Source organism: Nonomuraea angiospora, from assembly GCF_014873145.1.
Classification (GTDB): domain Bacteria; phylum Actinomycetota; class Actinomycetes; order Streptosporangiales; family Streptosporangiaceae; genus Nonomuraea; species Nonomuraea angiospora.
This window is the reverse complement of record NZ_JADBEK010000001.1, coordinates 3751261-3763510: the sequence shown is the minus strand read 5'-3', so window position 1 is coordinate 3763510 and position 12250 is coordinate 3751261. Positions and strand designations below refer to the sequence as shown.

At 69.8% G+C, this 12250-nt stretch carries 9 protein-coding genes; 4 read left to right on the top strand and 5 right to left on the bottom strand.

Annotation, left to right across the window (positions count from 1 at the left end; all coding sequences use genetic code 11):
* Positions 1-6: 6 nt before the first annotated feature.
* A complete protein-coding gene (locus H4W80_RS17095; protein ID WP_225963491.1) occupies positions 7-1356 on the bottom strand; it encodes a GH39 family glycosyl hydrolase in 1350 nt (449 codons plus the stop codon).
* Between the two features lie 117 nt (positions 1357-1473).
* Positions 1474-2346 (bottom strand): NAD(P)H-binding protein, encoded by an 873-nt coding sequence (locus H4W80_RS17090; RefSeq protein WP_192786001.1) that lies wholly within the window; start codon positions 2344-2346, stop codon positions 1474-1476.
* Between the two features lie 183 nt (positions 2347-2529).
* Between H4W80_RS17090 and H4W80_RS17085 the strand changes: the two genes are divergently transcribed.
* The 3 genes from H4W80_RS17085 to H4W80_RS17075 all read left to right on the top strand — a co-directional run bounded on the left by H4W80_RS17085 (position 2530) and on the right by H4W80_RS17075 (position 6912).
* On the top strand, positions 2530-3537 hold the full coding sequence (locus tag H4W80_RS17085) for a sporulation protein (protein WP_192786000.1): 1008 nt from the start codon (positions 2530-2532) through the stop codon (positions 3535-3537).
* Positions 3538-3730: 193 nt separating this feature from the next.
* On the top strand, positions 3731-4705 hold the full coding sequence (locus tag H4W80_RS63610; protein WP_192785999.1) for an ArsR/SmtB family transcription factor: 975 nt from the start codon (positions 3731-3733) through the stop codon (positions 4703-4705).
* 131 nt (positions 4706-4836) lie between these two features.
* Positions 4837-6912 carry an alpha/beta hydrolase-fold protein gene (locus H4W80_RS17075; protein ID WP_192785998.1) on the top strand — a complete coding sequence of 692 codons (2076 nt, stop codon included), beginning with the start codon at positions 4837-4839 and terminating at the stop codon, positions 6910-6912.
* Here the strand turns inward: H4W80_RS17075 and H4W80_RS17070 are convergent.
* On the bottom strand, positions 6884-8362 hold the full coding sequence (locus H4W80_RS17070) for an Nramp family divalent metal transporter (RefSeq protein WP_192785997.1): 1479 nt from the start codon (positions 8360-8362) through the stop codon (positions 6884-6886). The genes H4W80_RS17075 and H4W80_RS17070 overlap by 29 nt on opposite strands.
* Positions 8363-8466: 104 nt before the next feature.
* On the bottom strand, positions 8467-8928 hold the full coding sequence (locus H4W80_RS17065; protein ID WP_192785996.1) for a nuclear transport factor 2 family protein: 462 nt from the start codon (positions 8926-8928) through the stop codon (positions 8467-8469).
* Positions 8929-9189: 261 nt separating this feature from the next.
* On the opposite strand from H4W80_RS17065, the gene H4W80_RS60740 reads away from it, so the two are divergent.
* The gene (locus tag H4W80_RS60740; RefSeq protein ID WP_225963490.1) at positions 9190-10365 is read left to right on the top strand and encodes a midas domain-containing protein; all 1176 of its coding nucleotides are present in this window, start codon (positions 9190-9192) and stop codon (positions 10363-10365) included.
* 606 nt (positions 10366-10971) lie between these two features.
* On the opposite strand, the gene glgC is transcribed toward H4W80_RS60740, so the two are convergent.
* Positions 10972-12207, bottom strand: a complete 1236-nt coding sequence (glgC, locus tag H4W80_RS17055; protein ID WP_192785995.1) for a glucose-1-phosphate adenylyltransferase — start codon at positions 12205-12207, stop codon at positions 10972-10974.
* Positions 12208-12250: the final 43 nt, after the last annotated feature.

Genomic DNA, 12250 nt, shown 5'->3' with positions numbered 1-12250 from the left:
GTCGGCTCAGCGGCCGGTCCACTTGATCTCGTACGCCTTGAGCGCGTACTCCTTGCCGTCCACGGTCGTGCTCACGTCGGAGTCGGCGGTGTTGACCAGCAGCAGCTGCTGCGGCTGCGCCAGCACCCTGACCTTGGAGTCCGACGAGGTGACCTGGTCCAGCTCGGCCCCGGCGGGGAACCACTTGACGAAGCTCGCCAGCAGCCGGCCGGTGTCGGTCTCGGCGCCGCTGCGCGAGTCCCACAGGCACGGCCGGCAGTCGCGGTCCTTGGTCTGCGGGTTCCAGTACAGGGCCGTGGCGGCGCCGCTGCGCGCGAACTCGATCATCGAGGCGGCCTGCACCGCGAGCCGCTTGTTCTCTGGCCAGGTGGTGCCGTCCTCGGGCACGAAATACCACTCCGACCACCAGACCGGCAGGTCGCCGACCTTGTCCCGCAGCCACTTGGTGACCGCGCCGAACTTCGCCAGCGCCCCGAACTCGTCGGGCAGCAGCTCGTGCGCGTCGGTGGGCGAGGCGCCGTCGACCACGACGAAGTCGGCGCCCTTCTTGTTCTCGAACCAGTAGTTGAAGGCGTCCAGGACGTTCTGGTTGACGACCCCCCAGTCGCCGCGCAGCTCGGAGTCGCCGCGCTCGTTGCTGTCGAAGCCGAGGTACGGGCCGCCGACCTTGGCGTCGGGCCGCGCCTGCTTCACCGCGGCGTACACCTTGTTGTACAGCTCGGTGTAGCCCTTGTAGTCGGCGGGCTTGGAGTGGTCGCGCCAGAAGCCCTTGAACTCGTTCCAGACCATGAAGTACTTGACGTCCTTGTACCGCGTGGCCACGGCCGCCGCCAGCTTGGCGAAGTCGTCGAAGTGCTCGGGGTAGGGGGCGTCCTCCAGGTGCTCCGCCCAGGCCGACTCCTCGGTGGGGCCCTGGGGGCCGCCCTTCATCCAATCGGGGGCGCAGCAGAGCGTGACGACGGGCACGCCGCCGGACTCCCTCATCAGGTTGATCCGGCTGTCGAGGTCCTCCCAGAAGTACTGCCCCGGGTAGGGCTCGGGGTTGAGCGCCCCGAACCCCATGATGTGCTGGTTCTGCAGCATCGGGGTCTGCGAGAGCCGTCCGGCGACGTCGCGTTCGAACTGCGGGGTGATGTTGTTGGCGCTGACGCCCGTATGGGTGAAGCCCCAGCGCGGCCAGCCGTCGTCCACCTTCGGCGGCGCCTCGGGCGCCGGCTGGGACGCGGCGGGAGACTGCGACCGCTCCTCCTGCTGGGCGCCCGCGGTCCCCTGCTCCGCGGGCCCGGCGGTGGAGCAGGCGGTCATGACCAGCGCCATCACGGCCGCTAAGACGCCCGCTCCGCCTAGCCTCCGCAAGATCGATCCCCCGCTAGTCGATGCCACCCGAATCTCACCCGATTCTCGCCACTGGTATACCGTCTGTAGCGTTCCATGGGTGGCCATAAAGGGGCACATCGGGAGCGGGGTTCACAGCTAATCGTTATCCAGGAAGAGACCCGCGTGGTCCCGCGCCCACTCGGCGAACGTCCGCGCGGGGCGGCCGAGGATCTTCGTCACCTCCTCCGTCACGGGGTGGGGCCGGGAGCCGCCCCTGGCGTACCTGTCCATCAGGGCCCGTACGAACGGCCGCGGCAGGCCGTTCCCGGCCATGGCCCGCTCGGCCGCCTCCGGCGGGACCTCCTGGAAGCGCAGCGGCCGGCCGATCGCCTCGCCGATGACCCGCACCATCTCCTCGTGGGTCAGCGACCGCGGTCCGGTCAGCTCGACCCGGCGGCCGGCCAGGTCGCCGGTGAGCAGCGCGCGGGCGGCCACCTCGACCAGGTCCCGGTCGTCGAGCGGCGCCTCCTGGAAGGACGCGTACACGTACCGGACGGTGTCGCCGGCGCGGATCTGGGCGCCCCAGGCGTTGACCGCGTTGGACGCGAACGATCCGGCCCGCAGGCTGGTCCAGCTCAGCCCGCTGCCGGCGGCGGCGGTCTCGGCCTCCTTGTTCCGGTCGCCGCGGTAGCGGGAGGGCTGCCGGTCGAGCGGGTCGTCGACGTTCATCGCCGACAGGGCGGCCACGCGCGTCGCGCCGCGCTCCTTGGCCAGGGCGAGCAGCTCGCCGGCCGCGTCGCCGATGGCGCGCGGGTGCAGGAAGACGGCGGTGACGCCGTCCAGGTGCCGGGCCAGCGTGCCCGGCCTGGCCGGGTCGCCCTCGACGACCTCCGCCCCGGCCGGGAGCCGCGCCCCGTGCGGGGCGCGGCTGACGGCGCGGACCTCGGCGCCTTCGGCCAGAAGCAGCTCGACCAGGGGACGCCCGATGGCGCCGGTCGCGCCGGTCACCAGGATCGTGTTCTCTGTCATGCTTCCTGAGAGGCGGCCGGCGACCGGAGTGTGACATCGGGTCAGGCCAGATACGGGAGGCGGGTGCGTAAAGCGGGGCAAAGCGTCCGGGGAAGCCGGGGCTCCGGAACTCCGGGGACGGCGTTGATCGTTGTGGCCAGCGGCAGACAACCCAACCCGATCTTCAACAGGGAGAACAGAGCCGTGGTCTTCAAACGGATGCTGGGAGCGTTCGGCGTCGGCGCGCCCTCGGTGGACACCGTGCTGTCCACCCCGCGGACCCAGCCGGGCGGCACGTTGCGGGGCGAGGTACGGCTCAAGGGCGGCGACTTCGACGCCGAGATCGAGCACGTGACCCTCGGCCTGGTGGCGAGGGTCGAGATCGAGCACGGCGACAGCGAGCACGGCGGGCTCGGCGAGTTCGCCAGCTCGCGGGTCTCCGGGCCGTTCACGCTGCGCAAGGGAGAGGACCGCGTCATCGGGTTCGAGCTGCCGGTGCCGTGGGAGGCGCCGATCAGCGAGATCGGCGGGCAGCCGCTGACCGGGATGGCGGTCGGCGTGCGTACGGAGCTGGCCATCGCCAAGGCCGTCGACAAGGGCGACCTCGACATGATCGCGATCGAGCCGCTGCCGTCGCAGCTGCGCATCCTGGAGGCGTTCCTGGGGCTCGGGTTCGGGTTCAGGTCGGCCGACCTGGAGGCGGGTCACCTGTACGGGGTGCACCAGCAGTTGCCGTTCTACCAGGAGATCGAGTTCTACCCGACCGGTCACTACGCCGGTCAGGTGGGCGAGGTCGAGGTGACGTTCGTGGCCGACCCCGCGGGGCTCGAGGTGGTGCTGGAGGCGGACAAGCGTACCGGCCGCTTCTCGTCGAGCGACGCCATCGGCCGCTTCCACGTCAGCCACGACGACGCGCTGCGCACCGACTGGGCGGGGGAGCTGGGCCGCTGGCTGGACGGCCTGTCCCACTACGGGCCGGCCCACCACGGCGGGCACTTCGACCCGCACCACGGCGGCCACTACGACCCGCACCACCACGGCGGGCACCACGGCGGGCACTACGGCGGGCACCACGACGAGCACCGCAGCGGTCCGGGCTGGGGCACGGTGGCCGCCGCCGGTGCCGCGGGCGTCGTGGGTGGCCTGGTCGCGGGCGAGATCGTCGAGGAGATCTTCGAGGGGGACGACGAGGAGGGCGGCGACGACTGGTGACCCGTTGGCGCGGCTCCCGCGGCGACCGGCGCTCCCGGTCGCCGCGGGAGCCGCGCCGGGGCGCTCCAGGCGAAGCGCTCCGCGAGCATAACCGTGCAACCGTGCTGTAAGTGGGACGAAAGCCTCGGCAATAGGTTGGAGATCGTTAGCCGATCGAGTTCGATCTGAAGGAGCCGACGTAATCAGCACCACTGTGTGGAGCGAACTGCGCATCACCTCCGCGCCGCAGCTGTCCATCTCGATCTCGCCGCACCTGACCGCGCTCGCCATGATCGCCGACGCCCTCGCGGGCCGCCGCCGCGGCCTGCCGGAGCTGTGGCGCAAAGCGATCAGCTCGGGGGTCGGCCCGCAGGGACACCAGGCGGTACGCCCCCTCGCCGTCCCCGGCTACTCGGTGGTCCCCGACAGCATCGTGCCGCGCACCCCCATCGGCGGGGACATCTCCGTGCAGGCCCAGATCGGTGCCCTGCGCGACCTTCCCCCCGACAACCTGATCAAGGACCTGGAGCAGGCGTTCGGCCCGGGGCCGCTGCCCGCGCACTGGCGTTCGGCGGCCGAGCGGCCCGACCGCTGGATGCACGGCTACACCGCAGCCCTCGGCTCCGTCTGGACCACCACCGAGCCCGTGTGGAGGCGGGCCCGCGCCTTGCTGGACAGGGAGGTCCGGCGGGTCGGCGTCGCCGCCGTCCGCGGCGGCTCCGAACTGCTGCTCGGCGCCCTCAACAGCCGCATCATGTACGGCGAGCGCGGGCTGCTCATCGCCGACGTGGAGTCGAGCACGTTCGAGCTGGGTGACCGCAGGATCGTCCTGGTGCCGATGCTGGCGGGCAAGGACGCGGTCATCGTCAGCCTGGACCACGACGAGGCCGTCTGGATCGCGTACCCGGTGCCCGGAGCGGAGACGTTGTGGCAGCGGCCCGTCGCACCGGCGTCCGACGACTTGTCGGCGCTGGTCGGGCCGGTGCGCGCGGACCTGCTCGCCGCGATCGGGCAGCCCATGACCATGAGCATGCTGGCGGCCGGCATGCAGGTCGCGCCCAGCAGCATCACGTACCACTGCGACCGGTTGAGCGCCGCCCAGCTGATCACCAGGGAGCGGCGCGGGCGCGAGGTGTGGATCGCCCGCACGCGGCGCGCGGAGGAACTGCTGGAGATGTTCCGCCGCTGAGCCGAGGGCGCGCCGGGCCACCCGCCCGGCGCGCCCCGGCCGGGGGCCTGGTTGACACGGCCACACCTTCACCACGAAACTCTCCCGAAACACCGCAAGGTGCGTACTGTAAACGTTTACGGGAGCGGTTGATGCGCAAACCCCGCTGGCTCGCCGTGCTCGCCGTCCTGGCGTCACTGACCTTCCTGGCCACTCCGGGCGAGACGGAGGTACGGGCGGGCGGCACGTTGGCCACCGGCTCCGCCCCGTCGCAGGCCCTGGGCGAGAACATCGCCTTCAACGTCTACCTGCCCGGCGGCTACGACCGCGGCACCGGCCGCCACCCCGTGCTCTACCTGCTCCACGGCCGGGGCGACACCATGCAGGCGTGGACCCGGGTCAAGACCCTGCTCGACGACATGATCCGGACCAAGCGCATCCCGCCCGTCATCGCCGTCATGCCGGACGCCCCATGGAGCGAGCGCGGCGGCTGGTACGTCGACTCCCGCTACACCGGCGCCGGCCTGCCCGGCAGGCCGGTGGAGACGGCCCTGACCAGGGACCTGGTGGCGTACGTGGACGCGACGTACCGTACGGCGCCCATCAGGGAAGCCCGCCTGGTCGGCGGGTACTCGATGGGCGGCGCGGGCGCGCTGCGGTTCGCGCTCGCGCACCAGGACCTGTTCGGCGCCGCCGCCGTGCTCAGCCCGGCCGTCTACACGCCGCTGCCGCCGTCCGACTCCTCCGCCCGCGACTACGGGGCGTTCGGCAAGGACGGCGAGAAGTTCTCCGACGAGGTCTACCGGGAGCTCAACTACCCCGCCCTGCTGCCGAAGCTGGACCCCGACCTGCCGGTGCGGCTGTTCGTGGCGGTCGGCGACGACGAGTACGCCAACCCCGACCCCGCCGACGCCCGCCACGACCTGGACTTCGAGTCCGCCGCCCTCTACAACGCCGCCCGGCGCTCGCCCGCGCTGTCCGCGCAGCTGCGCGTCATGGACGGCGGCCACGACTGGACGGTGTGGGAGCCCGCCTTCGAGCAGGCCCTGGCCGAGCTCGGCCCGGGCCTGAGCGTCACGCCGCCGACCGGCCTGCCCGCCCCGCTGTACGGAACGGCCGGCCCCGACTGGGCCGGGGGAGTGGCGGCCCACGCGGACGGCTCCCTGACCATCGGGTACGCGGCCGGCGGGAACGCCGTCCTCACCCGCGTCGGCGGCTGGACCAGGCAGCTCGGCACCGCGGCCGACGAGCGGTTGTACGGCGTGGCGGCCCTGCCGGACGGCGGCGTGCTGGCGGCCGGCTACACCAAGGGCGACCTGGACGGGCGGCACGCGGGCAACACCACGGACGACGCGTTCGTGGTCAACCTCGACGCCGCCGGGGCCGTCCGCTGGATCACGCAGTTCGGCGTGCCGGGGGTGGCCGATCGCCTCTACGGCCTGGCCGCCGCGCCCGACGGCGGCGCGTACGTCGCGGGCTACACCAAGGGCGCGCTGGACGGCGCCAACGCCGGCGACAAGGACGCCATCCTCGCCCGCCTCACCCCGGGCGGCGAGGTGTCCTGGATCCGCCAGTACGGCGGCGCGGGCGAGGACAAGGCCTACGGCGTCGCCGCGGACGCCTCGAACGTCTACGTCACCGGCGGCGCCGGTGCCGCCCTGCCATCCACTGGCCCGGGCACGACCACGCCCGGCGGCTGGCTGGCCGCGTTCACGACGGACGGCACCAGGAAGTGGACCGCCACGGCGGGCGGCAGCGCGAGCGACCGGCTGAACGCGGTGGCCGTCACCACGACGGGCCTGGCCGTGGCCACGGGCGGCGTCGGCGGGGACGCGTACACCGCCGCCTACACCAGCCAGGGCAAGCAGCGATGGCAGCACACCCTCGCCACCCCTCTCGCCGAGGCCGGCGCCGCCGTGGTCCCGCTCGCGGGCGGCGAGGTCGAGGTCGCCGGCTACACCCGGGGCCGGGTGAGCGTGCAGGCGGGCGGCGCCGACGTCCTGACGCTGCGCCTGGACGGCAAGGGCCGCCAGCGGGCCGCCGCCCAGCTCGGCACCGCCAGGGACGACGGCGTGGACGCCTTCGCCGAGCCCGACCTGTACGCGACCGCCACCCCGTCGGGCGAGGTGGCGATCACGGGCCTGACCTACGGCGCCCCGAAGGGCGGCGACGCGCCGGGCAACGGCGACGTCTTCCTCGTCAGAACGTCACCAGCGGATCCCCGATGAAGTCGGCGATGAAGTTGACGAAGAAGAAGCCGAAGAACAGGAAGTTCAGCACGAGGATGACGTAGTGCCACGGGCGCGGGCGGGCCGGGCGCGGCAGCTTGCTGTTTAGGTACATGAGCAGGAACGGGTAGATCAGCGCGCCCAGGTTCGACATGTTGGCCGACCACTCCACCAGGCCGACCGGCAGCGACTGGAAGATGATGATCGAGATGAGGACCAGCAGCACGATCATGAACGGGTAGTAGAACCGGCGCGGGTCCCCCGCGATCAGGGCGCGCAGGCGCGGGCTGGTGGCGTTCGCCGCGTCGGTCGTCACCCGCACCATCGCCTCGAAGATGCCGAGCTGGGTGGAGAAGAGGATCAGCACGCCGATCACGAGCGCGGCGTAGAAGCTCACCCGCCCGTACTGGTCGCCGAGCGCGCCGGCCACGAACGTCGGCACGTTGGCCCGGGTGGGCTTCTCCCCGGCCATCGTGACGGCCTGCGCCATGAGGATCGTGGGCAGCAGCATGCCGAGGACGGCTCCGACGAAGAACACCCCCCACATGTCGACCAGCAGCAGCCGGTACCACCTGCGCCACAGCCCCCGGTTGAGCTCGTCGTCGGGGAACGTGACGCCGCTGGCCAGGATCTCGCGCCGCTCGCCGCGCAGACCGGAGATGTAGCCGACGCGGTGGCCCATGCCGTAGCCCTTGTCGCGGTAGTGGCCCATGACGTACCAGTTCAGGCCCGAGGCCAGCGCGGTGAACCCGGCCAGGGCGCCGAGCTGCGTCGCCGTGATCCCGGCGGGCGGGGCGGCCGGGGTGAGGAAGCCGCGGATGCCCTCCCACCACTGGCTGAACGGCACCACGAGCAGGTCGACGGCCACGAGGGCGAGCAGGATGGTGCCGACCATCACCCAGTTCGCCAGCTCGAGCGCGCGGCTGACGCGCTTGGCCCCGGCGGTGATCAGGAACACCAGCACCAGCAGGCCGATGGCCCACCAGCGCGGCTCGACGTCGTCGGCCGCCGGCGGGACGCCGTGGACCAGCGCGTACACGCCCTGACCCGCCGACGCGGCCCATCCGCCCGCGATGAACGCGAAGATCACGATGAGCACGGACAGCGGCACCCAGAGCGGCCACCCCGGCGGCACCCGCCCCCAGCCGACCACCGGCGTCTCGCCGGTGGCGAGGACGTACCTCGAGCACTCGACGTTGTAGAACGTCTGCAGCAGCGCCGACACCACGATGACCCAGCCGACGCCGACGAATCCGTACTGGCCCACGTTCAGGGGCCCGAGCAGCCATTCACCGCTGCCGATGGAGATGCCGAGCGCGATCAGGCTCGGGCCTACGGCGTACTTGAACAGTTCCTTGGCGCCGAGCTTGGAGACCTTGAAGACCTCTTCCGGCGTCGGTAGGTCGGTGACTTCGAGATCCGGTCGGCTTACTCCGAGTGGGTGCGACATCTCACTGCCTCCTGCCGCCAGGGTGATCCTCGACTCGGCCGGCTACAAGACCCAAATGCCATACAGGATGCAGAATGCCGCCGCCATCCTGAGTCCCGAGGGCGTCAGGCGTACTGCAGATCCGCCCGGACGATGCGGCCGTCGGAGACCGTGAAGTCGTAGTGTGCCCGCCATCCTCCGGATCCCGCGGGGGCCCAGTGGACCAGGAGCTTCTGCCCGTTCGCCCGCCGCTCGGCGACGGAGACCACCTCCAAGGTGCCGCCGATCACCTCGGCACGCGCCCACTCGCGGATGGCGTCGTGCCCGCGGATGGGACGGGTGACGTCGATGACCACGCCGTTCGAGGCGAAGGCGGCGACCAGGGCGTCCAGGTCGCGGGCGTTCACGGCGTCCACATAGGCCCGCGCCTCCCGTGTCACAGCAGTAGTGGGGTCAGCCGCCTGATCGGCGGTGGAGGCAGCGGAGGGGGCGGCGGTGGGGGTGGTCCCACAGGCGCTCGCCAGTAGCGCGCAGGCGGCGAGTGACGCCGCCGCCGTCCGTCGCACGCCCAGAAGTCGTGTCGTCATGGTGGCGATGATCTGGCGCCCGGGCCCAGCAGGTCCAAGACCTGCGGCCATAACCGAAAGCTATCGCTCTTGGGAACGATCTTCCCAAGATCGACATCACTGCTCAACTGGCCGCATGTGTCGTCAGCAGAGGACATACCCGAGCGATCTTGGTTGATGGCGTCGACAAAGTGACGAGAGGTTCCGGGCGTGCCGTTACGCCGCGTTACGGTCACAACTACTTAGAGTGACAAAGTCACTTCGTGATAACGGGGGGAGATCATGAAAGGTAACTTCATAGCAGCCGGAGCCGGTGGTGCGTTGATCGTCGCCGCCGCGCTCGTCGGGCTGTCCGGCCCTGCCGGCGCCGCTCAGGGCGACCTTTGCGTGTCCGATGTCTGGACCACGCTGAGGATCGACAAGTCGGGCGTGTACGCCGGTCGCCGCGATGCAGACGCCTGTGACAAGCACGACGGTTCGTACCGTAAGCAAAAGGACGACAAGCAGCAGCAGGACTACGACCGGGACGAAAAGGACTTCGACTCGCACGACCAGGAGAAGGAGGACTTCGACTCGTACAACCAGGACGATTCCTACAACAAGGATGACGCCTACGAGAGCGACGAGAAGAAGGACGACTACGACCGGTACGGCAAGGACAACGACTACGACCGGCACGACAAGAAGTTCGACAAGAAGAAGCAGGACGAGAAGTCCTTCGACTACGACCAGTCTGACAAGTCCTTCGACTTCGAGAAGTCGGAAGACTCTTCCGATGACTGGTTCGACAAGAAGTTCGACGACAAGAAGCGGCACGACGCCGACCGGTACGAGCAGGACTACGACCGGGACGAGAAGAAGTACGACGCTGACCGGTACGAGAAGGACTACGACTCCTACGACCGGGATGAGAAGAAGTACGACGCTGACCGGTACGACAAGGATTACGACTCCTACGACCGGGACGAGAAGAAGTACGACGCCGACCGGTACGAGCAGGACTACGACCGGGACGAGAAGAAGTACGACGCTGACCGGTACGAGAAGGACTACGACTCCTACGACCGGGATGAGAAGAAGTTCGACGACAAGAAGAGGCGCGACGAGAAGTCCTACGACCAGGAGGAGTACGACTTCGCCCGTTACGACAAGAAGCGTAACGACGGGTTCGAGAAGAAGAAGTACGACTACGACGACGAGAAGTACGACTCCTACGGCGACGAGAAGAAGGACGACTCGTACGACGACGAGAAGTACGACTCCGACGAGGACGAGAAGAAGTTCGACTCGTACGACGACGACCGGCACGAGAAGAAGCGCGGCAACAGGCACGACGACAACGACGACGACCACAGGCACCACTACCACTGGGGCTGGCCCTACAAGTGGGACGCCCACGGTTGGTGGCCTTGGAACGGTGACTGGGGCCACTACTGGCCTTGGGGCGCTCGCTACTGACGGGCAATTGGATTCGGGTTCCCGGGGACGCGTCGCGGCGCGCCCCGGGACCCCACCCCGCCGCTCATTCCCACCCCTGTGAACCGATCTCCGCAGCCGGGCGCCTGATATTCGCACTCAGCGCTTGATGGGAATGTGCGCCCCTCCTCACACTTGTCCGCGTCACCGCTCACGCGGTCGGACGCGACGACATCCTCCCCCCTGCACGTCCAGGCAAGGAGCACTGCGCGCGCTGCCGGACGTGGCGCCTTCAGACCCCCTGTACGGTTTGGGCAAGTGCCCTCCGATGCCTGTCAGGCCGGACGAAGGGCGCTGCTCGCGCAGTCGGACGTGACGTCTTCCGTCCCCTGCGTCTAGCGCGAAGTGCGGTCAGTCGCTATGTCCTCCGAGGCCCGCGTGGCCGTGGGAAACGCCCGCTTCCGCAATCCGATGTGACGCCTTCTGGCCCCGTGAAAGCACAGCAGCCGGACGCCATGTTCTCCGGCCTTTGCGCGGCCCCGGGAAAGGCGACGTCTTCCGGCCTGGCTGGGCGGCGCAGGTGGCTGCGCCGGCCGGCGGGTGTGGGCCGGTTTGGGGTGCGGGGGCGGCTCGGAGTGGGGACGGTGGTCAGCGGTCGACGATCTCGTTCTTGCCGATCACCACAACCCCTCCCCTGGTCAGGGCGAACCGGGTGCGGTCGTAGTCGAGGTCGAAGCCGATCCTGGCGCCGTCGGGGATCACGACGTTCTTGTCGATGATCGCCTTGCGGATGACCGCGCCCCGGCCGACCTTGACGTTCTCCATCAGTACGGAGTCCTCCACCAGCGAGTGCGAGTGGAGCACGACCTTGGGCGACAGGATCGACCGGATGGCCGTGCCGCCGGAGACGATCACGCCGGGTGACACCAGCGAGTCGATGGCCCGCCCCACCCGGTCGCCGTCGTTGTGCACGAACTTGGCCGGAGGCAGCGGATCGTGGCCGGTGAAGATCGGCCACTTGTCGTTGTAGAGGTTGAAGACGGGGTGCGCCGAGATGAGGTCCATGTGGGCCTCGTAGTACGCGTCGAGCGTCCCCACGTCGCGCCAGTAGCCGCGGTCGCGATCGCTGGAGCCCGGCACGATGTTGTTCTTGAAGTCGTAGACGTCGGCCCCGCCCGACTTGACGAGCATCGGGATGATGTTGCCGCCCAGGTCGTGCTTGCTGGTCGGGTCGAGTGCGTCCTCGCGCAGCGCGTCGATCATCGACTGGGTCTTGAACACGTAGTTGCCCATCGACGCGTACACCTCGTCGGGGGAGTCCGCCAGCCCCACCGCGTCCTTCGGCTTCTCCCTGAACGCCACGATCCTGCGCCCCTGCGGATCGGTCTCGATCACGCCGAACTGGTCGGCCAGCGACAGCGGCTGCCTGATCGCCGCCACCGTCACGTCGGCGCCCGAGTCCTCGTGCTGCTCGACCATCTGCCGCGGATCCATCCGGTAGATGTGGTCGGCCCCGAACACGATCACGTGCTCCGGCATCTCGTCGTAGATCAGGTTCAGGTTCTGGAACAGCGCGTCCGCGGACCCCGAGAACCACCGCGGGCCGAGCCGCTGCTGCGCGGGCACGGGCGTCACGTAGTTGCCGAGCATCGCCGACAGCCGCCAGGTGCGCGAGACGTGCCGGTCAAGACTGTGGTTCTTGTACTGGGTCAGTACGACGATCTTCAGGAAGCCGCCGTTCGCCAGGTTGGACAGGACGAAATCGACGAGCCTGTATATCCCCCCGAACGGCACCGCCGGTTTCGCCCGATCCGCCGTGAGCGGCATGAGCCTCTTGCCCTCTCCACCTGCCAGCACGACCGCAAGCACCCTCCGGGACCTCATGCCCAGGACGCTACCCTCAAATGGCCGATCTATCGACGAATCC

What these genes read in the sequence shown, in the direction of transcription:
- H4W80_RS17090 (WP_192786001.1), bottom strand. Translation starts at nt 2,346, where the DNA reads ATGACAGAGAACACGATCCTGGTGACCGGCGCGACCGGCGCCATCGGG.
- H4W80_RS17075 (WP_192785998.1), top strand. Translation starts at nt 4,837, where the DNA reads ATGCGCAAACCCCGCTGGCTCGCCGTGCTCGCCGTCCTGGCGTCACTG.
- H4W80_RS17070 (WP_192785997.1), bottom strand. Translation starts at nt 8,362, where the DNA reads ATGTCGCACCCACTCGGAGTAAGCCGACCGGATCTCGAAGTCACCGAC.
- H4W80_RS17065 (WP_192785996.1), bottom strand. Translation starts at nt 8,928, where the DNA reads ATGACGACACGACTTCTGGGCGTGCGACGGACGGCGGCGGCGTCACTC.
- H4W80_RS60740 (WP_225963490.1), top strand. Translation starts at nt 9,190, where the DNA reads ATGAAAGGTAACTTCATAGCAGCCGGAGCCGGTGGTGCGTTGATCGTC.
- glgC (WP_192785995.1), bottom strand. Translation starts at nt 12,207, where the DNA reads ATGAGGTCCCGGAGGGTGCTTGCGGTCGTGCTGGCAGGTGGAGAGGGC.